General features: G+C 38.9%; 16 protein-coding genes. 12 read left to right on the top strand and 4 right to left on the bottom strand.

The annotated features are described in order from the left end of the window. Positions 1-91: 91 nt before the first annotated feature. The 7 genes from galE (at position 92) to thrC (ending at position 8,250) form a co-directional block, all read left to right on the top strand. Positions 92-1,087, top strand: coding sequence for a UDP-glucose 4-epimerase GalE (gene galE, locus ACTS4L_RS03445; protein WP_440651704.1), 996 nt, complete (start codon positions 92-94; stop codon positions 1,085-1,087). Positions 1,088-1,190: 103 nt separating this feature from the next. After that, positions 1,191-1,475 carry a ribosome assembly RNA-binding protein YhbY gene (gene yhbY, locus ACTS4L_RS03440; RefSeq protein WP_440615673.1) on the top strand — a complete coding sequence of 95 codons (285 nt, stop codon included), beginning with the start codon at positions 1,191-1,193 and terminating at the stop codon, positions 1,473-1,475. A 1-nt stretch (position 1,476) separates the two neighbouring features. Next, complete coding sequence (gene hemB / locus ACTS4L_RS03435; protein WP_440615674.1) at positions 1,477-2,445, top strand: porphobilinogen synthase; 969 nt, start codon at positions 1,477-1,479, stop codon at positions 2,443-2,445. Between the two features lie 186 nt (positions 2,446-2,631). Next, a complete protein-coding gene (thrA, locus tag ACTS4L_RS03430) occupies positions 2,632-5,097 on the top strand; it encodes a bifunctional aspartate kinase/homoserine dehydrogenase I (protein ID WP_440615675.1) in 2,466 nt (821 codons plus the stop codon). A gap of 351 nt (positions 5,098-5,448) precedes the next feature. Then, on the top strand, positions 5,449-5,787 hold the full coding sequence (locus ACTS4L_RS03425; RefSeq protein WP_440615676.1) for an endonuclease domain-containing protein: 339 nt from the start codon (positions 5,449-5,451) through the stop codon (positions 5,785-5,787). Between the two features lie 181 nt (positions 5,788-5,968). Continuing rightward, the gene (locus tag ACTS4L_RS03420; protein WP_440615677.1) at positions 5,969-6,955 is read left to right on the top strand and encodes a homoserine kinase; all 987 of its coding nucleotides are present in this window, start codon (positions 5,969-5,971) and stop codon (positions 6,953-6,955) included. Beyond that, on the top strand, positions 6,952-8,250 hold the full coding sequence (gene thrC, locus ACTS4L_RS03415) for a threonine synthase (RefSeq protein WP_440615678.1): 1,299 nt from the start codon (positions 6,952-6,954) through the stop codon (positions 8,248-8,250). Before ACTS4L_RS03420 ends, thrC begins: the two co-directional genes overlap by 4 nt. Positions 8,251-8,290: 40 nt before the next feature. Here the strand turns inward: thrC and vapC are convergent, their stop codons facing one another. Continuing rightward, positions 8,291-8,701 carry a type II toxin-antitoxin system tRNA(fMet)-specific endonuclease VapC gene (gene vapC / locus ACTS4L_RS03410; RefSeq protein WP_440615679.1) on the bottom strand — a complete coding sequence of 137 codons (411 nt, stop codon included), beginning with the start codon at positions 8,699-8,701 and terminating at the stop codon, positions 8,291-8,293. Further along, the gene (locus tag ACTS4L_RS03405; RefSeq protein WP_440615680.1) at positions 8,698-8,925 is read right to left on the bottom strand and encodes an antitoxin; all 228 of its coding nucleotides are present in this window, start codon (positions 8,923-8,925) and stop codon (positions 8,698-8,700) included. Before ACTS4L_RS03405 ends, vapC begins: the two co-directional genes overlap by 4 nt. 249 nt (positions 8,926-9,174) lie before the next feature. Between ACTS4L_RS03405 and ACTS4L_RS03400 the strand changes: the two genes are divergently transcribed. Further along, positions 9,175-9,912, top strand: coding sequence for a ferredoxin--NADP reductase (locus ACTS4L_RS03400; RefSeq protein ID WP_440615681.1), 738 nt, complete (start codon positions 9,175-9,177; stop codon positions 9,910-9,912). 135 nt (positions 9,913-10,047) lie between these two features. Then, positions 10,048-10,266, top strand: coding sequence for a 50S ribosomal protein L31 (gene rpmE / locus ACTS4L_RS03395; protein ID WP_440615706.1), 219 nt, complete (start codon positions 10,048-10,050; stop codon positions 10,264-10,266). Positions 10,267-10,472: 206 nt separating this feature from the next. On the opposite strand, the gene ACTS4L_RS03390 is transcribed toward rpmE, so the two are convergent. Beyond that, entirely contained in the window at positions 10,473-11,222 is a 750-nt protein-coding gene (locus tag ACTS4L_RS03390) for an endonuclease/exonuclease/phosphatase family protein (protein ID WP_440615682.1), read from the bottom strand. A 2-nt stretch (positions 11,223-11,224) separates the two neighbouring features. After that, the gene (gene cls, locus ACTS4L_RS03385; RefSeq protein ID WP_440615683.1) at positions 11,225-12,616 is read right to left on the bottom strand and encodes a cardiolipin synthase; all 1,392 of its coding nucleotides are present in this window, start codon (positions 12,614-12,616) and stop codon (positions 11,225-11,227) included. 194 nt (positions 12,617-12,810) lie between these two features. On the opposite strand from cls, the gene putA reads away from it, so the two are divergent. The 3 genes from putA to ACTS4L_RS03370 all read left to right on the top strand — a co-directional run bounded on the left by putA (position 12,811) and on the right by ACTS4L_RS03370 (position 17,757). Then, a complete protein-coding gene (gene putA, locus ACTS4L_RS03380) occupies positions 12,811-16,278 on the top strand; it encodes a bifunctional proline dehydrogenase/L-glutamate gamma-semialdehyde dehydrogenase PutA (protein ID WP_440615684.1) in 3,468 nt (1,155 codons plus the stop codon). 14 nt (positions 16,279-16,292) lie between these two features. Beyond that, complete coding sequence (locus tag ACTS4L_RS03375; protein WP_440615685.1) at positions 16,293-17,006, top strand: class II aldolase/adducin family protein; 714 nt, start codon at positions 16,293-16,295, stop codon at positions 17,004-17,006. A 112-nt stretch (positions 17,007-17,118) separates the two neighbouring features. Further along, a complete protein-coding gene (locus ACTS4L_RS03370; RefSeq protein ID WP_440651702.1) occupies positions 17,119-17,757 on the top strand; it encodes an MFS transporter in 639 nt (212 codons plus the stop codon). The last annotated feature ends 67 nt before the right edge of the window (positions 17,758-17,824 follow it).

Here is a 17,824-nt window from a genome sequence, read left to right as displayed (position 1 = left end):
GTCGTTTTTATATTAACTTCTGATTGGCGTTATTTTGTTAATTTGTTAGATTAACGGCATTAAAAGACAAAGTGATATTAATAGGACAAATATGATTTTGATAACCGGCGGTACTGGGTTTATCGGCTCACATACGGTGGTCGAGTTTTTAACAGCAGGCTTAGATGTTGTTGTGTTAGATAATCTTTATAACAGTAGCGAGAATATAATTGAGCGTATTGCGCAAATTACTTCAAAAAAGCCCATATTTGTTGAAGGTGACATACGTGATGAGGTTGTGTTGCAGCAAATTTTCAGTCAATACGATATAAAAATGGTGATTCATTTTGCAGCATTAAAGGCAGTAGGTGAGAGTGTCTTTAAACCGCTTGAGTATTATGATAACAATGTTTCAGGCACACTTAATTTACTGAAAGTGATGCAACAACATAATGTCAAAAACCTTGTGTTTAGCTCATCAGCGACGGTTTATGGCAGTCCAGCAGAAATGCCGATTACTGAAAAATGCCCTGTTGGCGCGCCAACCAATCCTTATGGTGTTTCTAAGGTGATGGTCGAGAAAATACTGCAAGATTTGGCATTTGCCGATAATGAATGGTCGATCGCGTTGCTAAGATATTTTAACCCAGTTGGTGCACATAAAAGTGGCTTAATTGGCGAGTTACCTAATGGTGTTCCAAACAACTTACTGCCTTACTTGACACAGGTTGTCAGTGGTAAGTTAGCAAAGCTATCGGTATTTGGTAATGATTATAATACGCCTGATGGTACAGGGGTTCGAGATTATATTCATGTAGTGGATTTGGCATTAGGACATCTAAAGGCATATGAACACATTAAAGATCAAAAAGGATGTCACATTTGGAACTTAGGTACGGGTAATGGTTACTCGGTGCTTGAAGTCATTGATGCATTTGAAAACGCTACAGGAGAGAAAGTTCCTTTTGAAATAAAACCACGACGCGCAGGTGATATTGATGAGTGTTGGGCCGATTGCTCAAAGGCAAAACAAGAGCTTAATTGGCAGGCGACACGTGATATTAAAGACATGATGATAGATAGCTGGCGTTGGCAGAGTAGTCAATAAAATTTGACAAATACAGATAAATAAAAAGTAAAGCTAGTTAAGCTTAAGCAAATAAGTGTAGAATTGCTTGAGTATATATGTTGTTTAAAACACAGAGGAAAATATGGCATTAACATCACAAAAACGTCAGCAATTAAAGGCGCAAGCACACAGTTTAAATCCAGTTGTTATGCTCGGAGAAAAAGGGTTAACTGAGAATGTATTAACTGAGATTGATCAGGCGTTAACAGCGCATGAACTTATTAAAGTGAAAATTGCGGGAGCTGAAAAAGACGCGCGTCAAGCAACGACTGAGGAAATTTGCCAGAAGACCAAATGTGAATTGGTGCAATTAATTGGCAATATCTCGGTGTTATATCGCAAGAAACCAAAGAAAAAAGGGGCATAACATGGGTTTTTTCCCGGTGACACGTCCAAGAAGATTGCGCCGAACTGAAGCGATCAGAGAGCATGTTGCTGAGACACGCTTGCATGTGAGTGACTTGATGTACCCAGTATTTGTCGTGCATGGTGAGAATATCAAGCGTGAGATTAATGGTATGCCAAATCAATATCATTGGTCACTTGATCGGCTACCTGAGTTGATCGATGAGATAAAAAAAGCCGGTGTTTTATCGGTTATGCTGTTTGGCATCCCTGCGAATAAAGATAAATATGCCTCAGAAAATTACGCTGATGACGGTATTGTGCAGCAGGCGATTGCTAAGATCAAAGCGCTTCATCCGCAATTGATTATTGCCACAGATGTTTGTCTTTGTGCATATACTGAAGATGGTCATTGTGGCATTATGCATAATGAAGAGATTAATAATGACCAGACCTTAGAAATTTTACAAAAAACAGCCGTTTCACATGCCGAAGCAGGGGCAGATATTGTCGCTCCCAGTGGCATGATGGATGGTATGATTCAAGCGATGCGTTATGCTTTAGACCAAGCAGATTACGCTGAGGTTGCGATTATGTCCTATGCAGTAAAATATGCTTCAAGCTTTTATGGTCCCTTTAGAAGTGCCTGTGACTCAACACCAAAGGGTGATAGAAAGTCCTATCAGATGGATTATCGCAACAAAAAAGAAGCGCTTAAAGAGGCTCAAATGGATGAAGATGAGGGTGCTGACTTTTTAATGATTAAACCGGCTTTGAGCTATTTAGATATTATTCAGGATGTTAAAGCTAATAGCAACTTGCCAATCGCGGCATATCATGTCAGCGGTGAGTATGCGATGATTAAAGCCGCTGCTGAAAAAGACTGGGTGGATGAAAAAGGTGTTGTTATTGAATCATTAACAGCGATAAAACGCGCTGGTGCTAAAATCATTCTTACTTATAGTGCACTGGATGTTGCTAAGTGGTTATGAAAATAGTTACCCAATAATGCTTACTGTACCCTGAGCGAAGTCGAAGGGTATTGGCTTAAAATGACATATCAATAAAAGCTTTGGTTTGCTCTTGTTTTTGTAAAATTAAGCGCTAATAGCACCATCACCAAATAGTTGATTTTTTATAATGAATTCTGCCAAGTAATCTTTATATAATGAAAGCTCATGCTAATTTTTGAAGGTGAGTGGTTGATGGAGTATATCGTAAATAAATTTGGTGGTAGTAGTCTTGCAGACGTGGTAAAAATTGAGCGTGTAGTTAGTATTATCGGCACGACACCGCAATCAGTGGTTGTTTCTGCAAGTGGTAAAACTACGAATTTATTGAAAAAATCAATCGAACTTGCTTTGGAAAATAGAGATAGCACTAAAGTTATTGGGCAACTTACTGAGCACCATCTATCCCTGATTAGTGCATTATGTCCTGAAGACAAAGCGCTTAAGAGTGTTTTTAGCAATGACATTGTTCATTTAAAACAAATGTTAATGACAATTGCATTAAGTGGTATTTGTGGTGATGCCTTAGAGTATTTTATTTTAGGGTTTGGTGAGCTGTGGTCAGCACAGATTTTAACAGCTGCCTTACAGTATAGGGGCGTTGCTGCTGAGTTTGTTAATGCTTCTGAGGTGTTATTCGTTGATGATAATCATAATCCTGTCAGTATTGATTGGCAAAAAAGTCAGCAGGCAGTTGATGATAAATTTCATAATCGTAAACACAAAGTTTATATCATTACTGGCTTCATTGCACAAAACCAAGAGGGTGTGCGCAGTATTTTGGGTATGAATTGTAGTGATTATTCCTCCGCTATTTTTGCTAAGCTTTTGCAGGCGAGTAAATTAGTGATCTGGACGGATGTTGCTGGTGTGTATAGTGCGAATCCACAAGTGGTTGAAACTGCGCGTCAACTCAAGCAGTTATCTTATAAAGAAGCGTTAGAGTTGGCCTATTTTGGCGCCTCAGTTGTTCATCCATTAACAATCAATCCGATGATGGAAATGGGGATTCCAATTGAGATAAAAAGTAGCTATGAACCACAAAAACAAGGAACTGAGATTATTCGTGCACTGGATAAGACAAACCTTGAGCAATACCTTATCAAAGGCCTAACGAGTATCTCAAATGTTGCCTTGATGCGCGTACAAGGTGCGGGCATCATTGGCGTCTCAGGAATGGCAGCCAAAGTTTTTAATGTGCTTGAGCAATCACAAGTTTCAGTGATGATGATCTCACAATCAAGCTCGGAGTATTCGATTTGCTTTGCGATTGAAGCAAAGCTTGCCAAGCGTGCTACCAAAGCACTAGAGCGTCATTTCAAAGCGGAAATTGAACGTGGTGATATTGAGCATATCTATTGTGAAACAGGTTATGCGATGATTACAGCAGTTGGTGATGGATTGAAAGCGCAGCCTGGTGCTTTAGCGCGTGTGATTAAACCACTAGCAGATGCGAAGATTAATATCCATGCAATTACCCAAGGCTCATCTGAGCGGAGTATTACCGTTACGGTAAAAAAAGCAGATGAAGATCTAGCGCTTAATCTAATTCATCAACAAGCAAAAAACCCACCCGTACAAGAAATGGTGATTGCATTGATTGGTGTCGGTGGCATCGGTGCTGAGCTTGTCAATCAGCTAAAACAACAGCAACAAGTGTTGCATAAGCAAAATATTAATTTGCGTTTGGTTGCAGTAATGAGCTCAACTAAGTTGCTATGTGGTGATGATTTGTTAGTAGAAGAAGATGTGCTTAGTCTACTAAAAACAAGTGATCGCAAAGCAAATACAAGTGCTTTAGTCAAGCACTTACAATCACTGTCTTGTGCGCACAAGATATTAGTTGATGCAACAGCAAGTGTTGATATTGCTCGAGTCTATGTCGATTTTTTAGCACAAGGCATTCATGTAGTAACACCCAATAAATATGCTAATACGCAATCGATGGATTATTATCGCAAACTTCGCCAAGTGGCATGTAATCATAATGTTTCATTTAAATATGAAACCAATGTTTGCGCAGGATTACCTCTTATTAGCACCTTAGAGATCTTGCAAAAAACAGGGGATAAAATCCATAAAATCCAAGGAGTCTTTTCAGGGACATTGAGCTTTATTTTCAATGAAGTCAATAAAGGCAAAAGCTTTGTTGAAAGTTTAATGCTGGCTTATGGCAAAGGGTACACAGAGCCCGATCCACGTGAAGATTTATCCGGTATGGATGTGGTGCGCAAAGTGGTTTGTTTGGCGCGTGAAATTGGTTTGAATCTTGAGTTGAGTGATGTTGAAGTGCAGAATTTAACACCTGAGAATTTAAGATCATGCTCAAAAGAGGCGTTTTTAAAGAATATTAAAACCCATGATAAGGAATTGACACAACAGCTTAAAGCATTACAAGGGAAAGCTTCAGCACTTCATTTTATCGGAGAAGTATCAGACACAGGTGAAGCCAAAGTATCTGTCGCACCATTGGCACAAAATAGTCCATTTGTTAGCCTAGATGGTGCCGATAATATGGTGCTGATTTATTCCAAGCGCTACGCGCATTCGCCAATGGTGATAAGAGGAGCAGGTGCTGGTGTTGAAGTGACTGCTGCGGGTGTTTTTGGTGATATATTAGCGATTTCTAATTAAGATGAAATTCACAGGAATAGTATCTAGTGGAATCTTATAAAAATACCCCTCACCCGCACTGCAGTCGCAGTGCGACCTCTCCCGCAAGGGGAGAGGTAAATGAGAAGTTGAATAGGAATGAGTTAAGTGGCAGTAGATAAAAACACCCCTCACCCGCACTGCGATTGCAGTGCGACCTCCCACGGGGGGAGAGGTAAATAATGCAGTTGAATTTTAAATTTTAATGTATAGTGAGGCTGTTTTGTCAGGCAAGAGATATAAAGCTGGTAATGCACTAGAATACTGGAAAATAACTTACCTCTCCCCTTGCGGGAGAGGTCGACAGGCAAAGCCTGTCGGGTGAGGGGTGTTATGAATATTAAGCTATTCCAAAAACAGTTAAAAACAAATCAAACCGATGCAGAGACAAAACTTTGGTATTACCTAAGAAATCGACATTTAGGCAACTATAAATTTCGAAGGCAAGTTATTATTGATGCGTATGTCGTGGACTTTATCTGTTTTGAAAAAAAATTGATTATTGAGTGTGACGGTGGTCAGCATAATAATATGCAGAAAAAGGCTGTAGATGAGGTAAGAACACAAAAATTGGTGAGCAAAGGATATAGCGTATTACGCTTTTGGAATCATGATGTTTTGGAAAAAACGGAAGATGTTCTAAATGATATTTATAAGGAGCTACAGAAGTGATAGATAAAAATACCCCTCACCCGCACTGCAGTCGCAGTGCGACCTCTCCCGCAAGGGGAGAGGTGATCAGTAGCCTTTTGCATTATAAAAAAGTTACACATAATGATAAATCATTAGTTGAAAAGTGGTTGAGTGAGGGGGCATGAACAAATGATGCGTTTAGAGGTAAAGGATTTAGCCAATGGATGAAATGATAAAAAGCATAAAAATAAATGAAAAAATAACCAAAGTCAGTGCGTTTGCGCCAGCAACCAGTGCAAATTTTGCGGTAGGGTTTGACCTCATGGGCTTTGCGTTATCGGGTGTTGGTGATAAAGTACACTTGCAAAAGCGGAATGACAAACAATTAGTCATTAGACAAATCTGTGGCGTATTAACAGAAAATGATCTTAGTTTAGATATCGATAAGAATGTCTGTGGCGCGGTAATAAAGAAATTTTTGCAAGATCACCATCTATCAATTGGTTTAGACATTGTTATTGAAAAGGGAATTCCTTTAGGCTCTGGTATTGGCGGTTCAGCGGCATCCTCGGTGGCAGCGATTTTAGCCGTTAATGAATTTTTATTGGAACCACTGGCAAGAGATCAAATAATTGATTATGCGATTTATGGCGAGAGTCTTATCTCCGGTGGGGTTTATCATGGAGACAATGCTGTCCCTGCAATGTTTGGCGGCTTGGTGTTGTTGCAAAACTCTAAACCATGTGAGTTTATCCAACTACCGAGTTTAGGTTTATATTCTAGTGTTGTCGTGCCGAGCTTAAAAGTCGAAACCAAAGAGGCGCGAAAGCTTATTGATGTACCTTTTACAGTCAAAGATTTTGTTGCACAAAGTGCCAAAACTACCGCAATCATTAGCGCGCTTTATGAAGGTGATCTTGCACGTTTTAAAAGATATTTTGCAGATGTATTAATTGAACCAAAACGTAAAGTGCTTATTAAAGGTTTTGATCAAGCAAAAGACAGCGCAATTAGACTTGGCGCACTTGGCTTTGGTATCTCGGGTTCCGGTCCTGCACTATTTGCTTTAAGTCGTAATAAAAATGATGCAATAATGGTTGCCAATGAGTTAGTTGGTGTATTTGCTAAAGAGGGGTTATCAGCGCAGAAATATATCACAAGCTTATCCGAAAAAGGTGGGCAAATTATCGCAAAGGAGGAAGTATGAAGTTTATCAGTACAAGAGGTGATGCAAAAGCTGTATCAATATCAAATGCATTACAAAATGGCTTAGCAGAAGATGGTGGGCTGTATGTGCCTCAATCTTTCCCCGTATTTGATTGGCAGATTTTAGATAGTACAATCACTTATCCTGATTTTGCAACAAAGCTGCTAGCACCATTTTTTAAAGGTGATCTGCTTGCTAGTCAATTAAATACAATCTGCCATGATAGTTTTAGCTTTCCCTTGCCATTGGTCAATGTTGATCAAAAAACATCGGTTCTTGAGCTTTTTCATGGTCCAACCTTATCGTTTAAAGATTTTGGCGCAAGGTTTTTGGCTAACACTTTAAGTCATATTAAAACAGATAAGAAGTTCACGATTATGGTAGCAACGTCAGGCGATACAGGCTCTGCTGTTGCCGCAGCCTTTCATCAAAAGCAAAATATCAATGTGCTGGTACTTTTTCCTAAGGGTAAAATCTCACTGCGTCAACAAAAACAGATTACCTGTTGGCAAGACAATGTTTGTGCAGTTGAAGTTGATGGTACATTTGATGATTGTCAAGCATTGGTTAAAGGTGCATTTGCCGATAAATGGTGGCAAAATAATACTTATTTGAATACATCCAATAGCATTAACATCGGAAGACTTTTGCCGCAAACAACCTATTATGCTTATGTGTCTTGGCAGTATTTTATAAAGCATGGTCAAAAGGCAAATTTCATCGTGCCATCGGGTAATATTGGTAATGTTTGCGCTTGTTTTTGGGCGAAAAAAATGGGCTTGCCGATTGGTGATATTGTCATTGCGCAAAACGAAAACAATGTGATTGGTCAGTTCTTAGCGAATCAACGATTGCCAAATAAAGCAAGTATCGAAACACTTGCTAATGCGATGGATGTCGGTAAGCCAAGTAACTTTGAGCGCCTTTATGCGCTTTTCCCTGATTTTGATGTTTTTGCTCATGAGATAAAAGCTTTTAAAGCATCTGATAGTGACATTAAAGAGATGATTGCTAAGGTAAAGAATGAGCATGATATGCTTATTTGCCCACATACGGCAACCGCATTTTTTGCGCGTGAACACTTACCGGAAGATACAGATTATATCGTTGTCGCGACTGCCCATCCGGCGAAGTTTGAAGAAGTGATTGAACCGGTTGTCCAAGAGACAATTAAAGTGCCTGAGCATTTAATGAACTTGCTGGAAAAGAAGCAAGAAAGTATTGAAATTACTGCTAACCTTAATGCTTTGACAGAGCGTTATCAGGCGTATTTTGAAATTGATTTATCAAGTTAGTAATGGCTTGAATTGATAAGGCGTATAAAGTGTCAATAATCTATTGCTTTATAACCCAATCAATGACAGTAAGACCATCTACTTTCTTGAATTCTTTAGTGTTGTTTGTTATTAATGGTATATTCAGCGATTTTGCATGAGCAGCGATGAGTAAATCGTTTGCACCAATCAAATTTCCTGTTGCTTCAAGAGATGATCTAATAAGTCCATATTCATTAGCAGCATCGTGGTCAAACTCAACAATAGAAAGTGGGGCAACAAACCCTGCCAATGCTGATATATTTTGATTAACTCTTTTGCTTTTATAAGCACCGTATACCAACTCTGAATAAACGATAGATAATATAGCGATTTCATTAAATTTATATTGTTTAAATCTTTCGAGTACCATAGGTGGCTTTTCATTAATGATAAAAATACAAATGTTAGTATCTAACATAAGCTTAATCATCTTATATCCTCTCTTTTTTGTAATGGCAGATCGATTCGTTTTTCAATCATGAAATTATCAAACTCATCTAAACACTTAAAAGCTTGCTCCCATGATTGAGGAATTTCCCGAACAATAAGGGCGTTACCAACTTTATTAATGTCCACTTTGTTGGATTCCAACTTTAGTGCTTGTGGTATTCTGATGGCTTGGCTATTACCATTTTTAAAAACTGTCGAGATCATTTTTATTGCTCCGTTAGCTTTAATATATATTTAGTAGTATATACCATCGCGATAGGATGTACATAGAAATATATATCAATGTATAACTACCGCCTAACTCGTGGAGCTTAAGCTCCACGACCGCTCCGGCAAGGGGGAGTGCTAGCTGATGCAACTTATTTATACATCATTACATACAAAATAATGGATTATTGATAATAACACTCGTAAACTGTTGCCCATTATTGATAAATGATCATTCTAAATTTTATGGCAATTGAGAAATTTGAAGCAGAGTTGGTTGAATCAAGAGATATTGCACCTAATGTTAAACACTTAACGTTTAAAAAAGCAGATGGCAGTGCATTTAATTTTGTTCCGGGGCAGTTTATTACTTTCTTGTTTGATCATGAAGATGGCAAAGTCAGGCGACGTAGTTATAGTGTGGCAAGCATTCCTAAAGATACGGATTTGATTGAAATCGCCATTTCTTATGTTGGTGGAGGGATAGCTTCAGATCATTTATTTAATATGAAGGTAGGGGATAAATTCAACGCAATGGGGCCTGCAGGGCGCTTAGTATTAAAAGAGGGCGAGGAAATCCGTAAGCTTATTCTGGTAGGCACTGGCACGGGTATTGCACCATATCGTGCGATGCTGCCAACGATTGAGAAAGCTTTAGCTGAAGATGTAAAAGAGGTGCATATCCTACTTGGCGTGCAGTATAAGGCTGATGCGATTTATGCAGAAGACTTTCGTCAATATGCAGATAAGATAAATTCGCTATACTTCAAGGCTTGTTTGTCTCGTGAACAAGAAGCTTTAGCTGCTGATGAGCAAAAAGGTTATGTGCAGCATGTCTTTGATCAATTGGATTTAAACCCTGAGGTAGATGTTGTCTATCTATGCGGTAACCCCAATATGATTGATGATGCATTTGCCCTATTAACAGATAGTGGTTTTGATGCTAAGCGTGTACGTCGTGAGAAGTATATTTCATCGAATTAGTGAATTCGTTAATTTAATCGAGCTAAAAGCTTGAGAGATGATATGCTTTGCGCTATGATGTGCAGCGTTTTTACTCTGCGGTGCTTAAGATGGGCTTAGGTGGCGGCAAGAATATATTTAAAGAGGTAAATGAAAATGAATTTAGAGATTCAACCAAAGTATGAAAAAATTTCAGTAAGCTGCAGCTGTGGCAATACATTTGAAACACGCTCTACAAAGAGCCAAGATATTCAATTAGATGTGTGCTCAATGTGTCACCCATTCTATACTGGTAAGCAACGTGTGGTTGATACAGCTGGACGTGTGGATAGCTTCCAGAAACGTTTTGGCAACTTAAAGTCTCGTAAACTATAAGTTGCAACATTGCTCACTTTGGTGGGCGATTTTGATAATAAAAAGGGCGCCTAAGGGCGCTTTTTTTATATCCATAGTAATAGCAAAAAAATAAGTTGAGTTTAATTCCCCCTCACCCGCGCAGCGTAAGCTGCACGAGCGATCCCTCAAGGGGAGAGGTAATATCTGATGAAACACAACTTATTTCCTAAATTCATTCATAGTCATTAACTCCGACTAAATTTAAGTAATAATGGATTGTGATCTGAGATTTTACGGCTATCGATTGCCGTGGCATATCGGCAATTGAGATTGCGATACATAACAAGATCAAGCGGATGCTTGGCAAAACGCTTGATATGTTTATCTTCTTCAAATTGTGCTTGTGTTAAGTTCAGCGCATGGCAGAACTCATGAATGAGTGAATTACGCTTTTTATTCCAACTATTGAAATCACCGGCAATAATAATAGCAGCGTCTTGGTACTCGGCAAGATAATCATGCAATTGCAGAATTTCTTCTGCATAAATACGTGAGTTATTAAAATTAATCGCATGTACATTAATGATGATTAGTGGGGTGTTGTCAGCAAAAACATAGTGATTGGCAAGACTTGATTTGTGTGTTTTAAATAGAACTTCCGTTTTTTTGGACAAGATTTGCTGTGCTTGATGACTCATAATACTGCTTGCAGTCATCACACCATAGGCATGTGATTTAAGTTGTAAATTAGGTGCAAAATGCAAACAAAAGCCATCTAATGGAAAGCTTGCGCTATCACTATGTTTTGCTTCTTGTAAGCAATAAAAGTGAAGGTTATATGCTTGCTGTAAGCTTTTGATAAAATGTTGAAACTCAGCAGGATCCTTATGATTGATCTTGTAGATATTCCAACTCAAGATGTTAAAAAAATCAGGCGTAAATGAGGATTTAACCTGACTCTCACAGCTTAGCGTAATTAGTGATGGCTTAAACATAACTATAATAAAGGTGATAAAACTTTAACCATACTTTCTCCTAACTTACGTGCTTTTGATGGTGCTGGCAATCTCTTGTCAGCATCTTTTAAAAACTCACTCATCCATTGATCAATTTGTTTGATAATGGGGGCTTCATAAGCATAGGTCACTACTTCATAATTCAAAAATAAGCTTCTATTGTCGAGGTTGACGGAACCAAGCATAACTGCTTTATCATCGAATAAAACGGCTTTTGCATGGATCATTTTCTTGTCAAATAGCGCGATTTCAATGCCGGTTTTAGCAAGTTGGCGCATAAAGTTACTACGCGCTAAATCAGCAATTAAGTGGTTGGAAACTTTAGGCGTGATCAGCTTGACATCAACGCCACGATGATAAGCAATTTGTAGTGCTTCCAGCAATGAGTCAGATGGTACAAAATAAGGGGTTACAATCCAGATTCGTGTTTGTGCGGCATAAATGCCGGCAATAAGTGAGTCATATAAGGCATCATTAGGGATATCAGGTCCTGAAGGGGCGATTTGAATTAAGTTTTGCCCATAGTTTTTTTTCAAACAAACCTCTCTCATTTGATCAAGATGCTCTTTTGCTGAATACTCCCAATCAGAAGCAAAGATGTTGTGAAAATGGCAAACTGCATGCCCTTGTATTTTAAACAAGATGTCATCCCAGCGCTTATTGCAAGCAGTGGGTCCCATATATTCATCGCCTAAATTCATTCCTCCGGTGAGCACAGTATGATTGTCAAATAGATAAATTTTTCGATGGTTTCTAAAGTTAATATAATTACGAAAAGGCATTTGAATAATTGGCATGAAGAAACACACTTTGCCTCCAGCTTTGCGCAAGCGTTTAAAAATTCGCTGATTGAAATACACGCGATAGGAGCCTAGAGAGTCGATTAAGAGCTTCACTGTGACTCCTTGTTTGGCTTTTTCAGTCAATGCGGCAAGAAGTCTTAAGGTTACATGATCATTTTGAAAAACATAGGTACTAATGTAGATGCTTGTTTTGGCTTTATGAATTTGATTAATGAGTACCTCATAGGCATGAATACCGTCAAGATAAAGTTCAAAGTGATTATTGCTTGTAGGTGCTGGAATATCCTGATTAATCAGTACGGTACGAATAGGGTGTGGGTTATAAGTGTCGACATGATCAATTTTACGTAAATTAAATTCATGTTTATGACGTTTGCGCTTACGTTTGCGAATGCCAAAAATGAAATAAAATGGCACGGCAACATAGGGTATTAAAATAATCGCAAGAAGCCATGCCATCATGCTAGTTGGTTTTTGTTTTTCTGCAACCATACGCACGACAACGATTAAAATTAAAATTTCACATATTATTAAAAATGTATGTAACTCAATAAGGTTAAATAGACTCATTTATTTCCTTCTATCCTTAGATGAGGTTTAGCAAGTTCTATAACAATAATAGCATGGCTTTGATAAATGGACAGTGTCAAAGTTTGATAAAATTACAAGTATTTTGAATCGCTAGTTTTCTTTACGTTTTTTTTATTTTTTATGCTACCATGCCGAGAATTTAGGAATCTTTTATTGTGGCTAAGGGGTGAACGATGATTGTTGAAAACGAAAATGAAAATGCGACAGATCAAGAAGTTTTGTCGCGCCTACGTTGGGCGGCAAGAAGAGGCATGCTCGAATTAGACCTTATTCTTTTGCCATATATCGAATGTGCTTACTTAACAGCATCTCAAGCTGAAAAAGAAGCATTTCATGCATTGCTTAGATGTGAAGATCAGGATCTTTTTAACTGGTTTATTAAAGCAAAACCGGCAGACGAGACCCATCAAATGATGATTGATAAGGTTTTAACCGTTAAAAAACAAACAGCGCAACAGAAAGCAAGTAATATAAATTTCCCTTCTCAGGAATTAACGATGATTTTAGATAGAAATAATAAGTTTGATCAATCCAGTTTGATGCAAGAGATATCAAAGCACTGGTTGTGTGATGAACAAATGATTGTAGAGAAGCTCGCCAAGCAAGCAGCACTCAAAGATAAAGAGCGTTTATCTGTGCAGGATATTGCTAGCGGTTTGGTAGCCAGTGTACGTGAAACGCGTTTAAGTAAGAGCGGACTAGATGCCTTCATGACCAAGTATGATCTCTCAAGTGATGAAGGGATTGTATTGATGTGTCTAGCAGAAGCCTTATTGCGTATTCCAGATAAGCATACGGCAGATAAGCTCATTAAAGATAAATTAACGAGTGCTAATTGGCATGAGCATGTTGGTGATAGTGAGTACCTGTTTGTTAATGCCGCAACTTGGTGTTTGATGTTGACAGGTAAGATATTAAAGCCAGGTCAATATCAAAATAAATTTAAAGGCGTGTTAAAAGGCTTCTTAGATAAGCGCTCACGCCCTGTTGTGCGTCGCGCGGTGATGCATGCAATGAAAGTGCTTGGTCAGCAATACGTGATGGGTGAGACGATTGATAAAGCTTTAAAACGCGCCCAAGAAAAAGAAGCGATGGGCTTTACTTACTCGTATGACATGTTGGGTGAAGCGGCAACTACTAAAGCGGACGCTGAATATTACTATAATGAATATCGTCAGGCGATTGATGCCATAGGATTTGCAGCAACAAAAAACAGTGTACGCACTAACCCTGGGATTTCAGTTAAATTATCTGCTTTACATCCACGTTATGAAGTGGCGCAAGCAGATCGTGTGCATGCTGAGATGTACCCTAAATTATTAAAATTAGTTGAGCTAGCACAACGCTATAATATTGGTCTAAATATCGATGCCGAAGAGACAGAACGCTTAGAGTTGTCACTTGAATTGGTGAGTCGTTTAGCACATGAGACGTCTTTGCAAGGCTTTGAAGGCATTGGTATCGTTGTTCAGGCGTATCAAAAACGTGCTAGCTTTGTACTTGATTATCTAATTGATTTGGCCAAGCGCACGGGACATAGATTCATGATCCGCTTAGTCAAAGGGGCATATTGGGACTCTGAGATTAAGCATGCTCAAGTTGAAGGGCTAGAGGGTTATCCGGTATTTACTCAAAAATGTTATACTGATGTTTCTTATCAAGCGTGCATTAAAAAGCTCTTTGCCAATAGCAAACATATTTACCCACAGTTTGCGACGCATAATGCCTATACGACAGCGCTAGTGATGCAGTTAGCAGGAGATTATCGTGATTATGAATTTCAATGTTTGCACGGTATGGGTGATGCGCTTTATGATCATGTTGTTGGTGAAGATAATTTTAATATTCCTTGTCGTATTTACGCACCTGTGGGCACATATAAACATTTACTACCTTACTTGGTCAGGCGACTATTAGAAAACGGTGCCAATTCATCATTTGTCCATCGCATTGTTGATGAACAAACGCCCATTGAGAGCTTGGTTGAAGATCCTGTGGAGAAAGCGACACGTTTAGGTTTTATGCCTCACCCACAAATTGCTTTACCTGTGAATATGTTTGGAGAAGAGAGAATGAATTCAAAAAGTTATAATTTAAATGATACGCGTACTTTGGAAAAATTGGCTTTGCAAATGAGTCAATTTGATCGTGATGATTATATTGCTAAACCTTTAATTAAAGGTGTTGATACATCAAAACTTACTGCGGAAAATATTTTTAATCCGGCAAATAATCAAATATTTGGCAAAGTTTATAATGCCGATAAGATAATGGCTGAAAAAGCGATGGAAGTTGCGCATACTGCATTTGACGCTTGGAGCCTAGTTGAAGCTGAAAAACGTGCGGATGCTTTGGATAAGTGTGCGGATTTGTTAGAAGAAAATATGCCAAAATTTATGGCGATTGCTGTGCGTGAAGCAGGTAAAACATTGGCAAATGCGGTTAATGAAATTCGTGAGGCCGTTGATTTTTGTCGTTATTATGCTGCACAAGCGCGTGCTGAATTTGCCTCACCTAAAACTTTACCAGGTCCTACAGGGGAGCTTAATCAAATTAGCCTACATGGTCGTGGTGCTGTGGTTTGTATCAGTCCGTGGAATTTTCCTTTAGCGATTTTCTTAGGTGAGGTAACAGCCGCCTTGGCTGCGGGTAACACGGTAGTTGCAAAACCTGCTGAGCAAACACCAATTATTGCTTATGAAGCGATTAAATTACTGCATCAAGCAGGTATTCCTGAGGGTGTATTGCAATTTGTACCAGGTACAGGAGAAGACGTTGGTAGTACATTAACGCAAGATCCACGTGTTGCAGGTGTGATCTTCACAGGGTCTACTGAGGTAGCCAAAACCATTCAACAAACACTATCAGCCAAAGAGGGTGCGATTGTACCATTTATCGCTGAAACTGGTGGGCAAAATGTGATGGTTGTTGACTCATCATCTTTGCCTGAGCAGGTAGTGCGTGATGTGGTTTCATCCGCGTTTGATAGCGCGGGGCAACGTTGTTCAGCATTGAGAGTATTGTATCTACAAGAAGATGTTGCTGATAATGTTATCACTATGTTGAAAGGGGCAATGGATGAGTTAAAGGTACATGATCCAGCGTTTATTGAAACCGATGTCGGTCCTGTGATCGATCAGGAAGCGCAAGCTAACTTAAAAGCACATATCGATAACATGCGCCAATCAGCAAAGCTTGTGCATGAGGTTAGCGAGGATAAAGCACTTGAGAAAGGAAATTATATTTACCCTGTGGTATTTGAGATCGATAGTATCCATGCGCTTAAGCGTGAAGTATTTGGTCCGGTGCTTCATATTGTGCGCTTTAAAGCAAGCGAGCTTGAAAAGGTTGTTAAAGACATTAACTCAACTGGTTATGGTCTAACCTTTGGTGTGCATAGTCGCATTCAAGAAACCGTTAATTTCTTTAAAAAGCATATTCGCGTTGGTAATATTTATGTTAATCGCAATATTGTTGGTGCGGTTGTTGGGGTGCAACCTTTTGGTGGTCAAGGTCTATCAGGTACAGGGCCAAAAGCAGGGGGACCTTTTTACTTGCATCGTTTAGCTGTTGAGCGCACGATTAGTATTGATACGACCGCATCAGGCGGTAATGCGTCTTTAATGAGCTTAGAGCAATAAGGATAACGTTTTATATGACTGACTTAGAGCATCAACTGCGTGAGGACCTCGTGGCAAGTCACCATATTGTCTACCACTATGGTTGGGATGATTTATTGGCAACGCATTTAAGTGCACGTATGGTCGAATCAAACGAGGTTTTAATTACCCCGCATAATGTCCCCTTTGAAGAAGTTACTGCAGAAAATCTGGTTAAAGTTGATCTAAATGGTCAGATTTTATCACAAAATGGCTATACGGTCATGCCGCAAGCTTTTAATATTCATGCCGAAATTTATAAAGCAAGTAGCAGTATTCATAGTGCGATGCATACCCATAGTACCTATGGCGTTGCGGTTTCTTCATTACAAAGTGGTTTGTTGTTTTGTCATCAGCAAGCATTACGCTTTTATAATGATGTTGCTTATCATGATTACAATGGCTTAGCGTTAGCAAATGAAGGGCATGAAATCGTTCAAAGTTTGAAGGATAAAAAGGTTATGATTTTACGTAATCATGGTCTATTAACGACGGGTAAAAGTATAGCGGAAGCTGTTTATTTATTATATTACCTAGAAAAAGTGTGTGAGCTGCAAATTAAACTACAAAGTGTTAACGCTTCATTGATTGCATTAGATGAAGCAATATGCGCAAAAACCAAGACCCAATTCGATCGTATTTTGACACCAGAAAAAGAATTTGAGGTGCTCAAACGTCGAGTCAATTATTTATTGAAGTCTGATATTTAATAAAATATATCAAACTTTAGCAAATTCGATACATTTTGAGTCGGTTCAGTTAATTAATCTTTAGAATTTTGATAGACTCGTCGCGCTACAAGATAAAAAGGTTATGAATCGAATGACAAAGCAAGCAAGCACAGAGAAAACGGTTGCAGTCACAACCCTAGGTGCAGCACTGGAGTGGTTTGAATTTAGTTTATATGGTTATTTAGCAACTTATTTAAGTATCTTATTTTTCCCAGATGAAAATAGAACCGTTGGTTTGATTACCGTGTTTGGCATTTTTGCTGCCAGTTATTTTATGCGACCACTGGGTGGCTTTGTATTAGGCTCTATTGGTGATAGGTTAGGGCGACGTTATGCGATCACGCTTAGCATTGGGCTTATGTCTATTCCAATGTTTATTATGACCATTATGCCAACATACAATAGCTTTGGTATTTGGGCGGTGGTGATTTTAATTTTAGCGCGTATGCTGCAAGGTTTCTCGGTAGGTGGCGAATATACTGGTGTTTTGATCATGTTGGCTGAAAGTGCGCCCAAAAAATATCGTGGGTTTGCAACGGCTTTAGCGGCGATGTCGTCTCAGGTAGGTACGATCCTAAGTGCCGTAGTTGTTGGTGTATTAGCCACGGTTTTTAGTAAAGCACAAATGCTTGAGTACGGTTGGCGTGTGGCATTCTTTATTGGATTTATTTTTGCGTTAACCTCGATGTTCCTGCAGCATTCAGTGCGTGAGTCGCCTTTTATTAGATGACAATTAGCTTTACCGGTCACGACAACTAGAATTGCCGGTCAAATCATGTAGGCTATTCCTTAATCAA

The organism is Cysteiniphilum sp. 19S12-1 (genome assembly GCF_052030685.1).
GTDB lineage: Bacteria > Pseudomonadota > Gammaproteobacteria > Francisellales > Francisellaceae > Caedibacter.
Note: the sequence above shows the minus strand (reverse complement) of the source record. Positions and strands in the feature narration are given on the sequence as shown.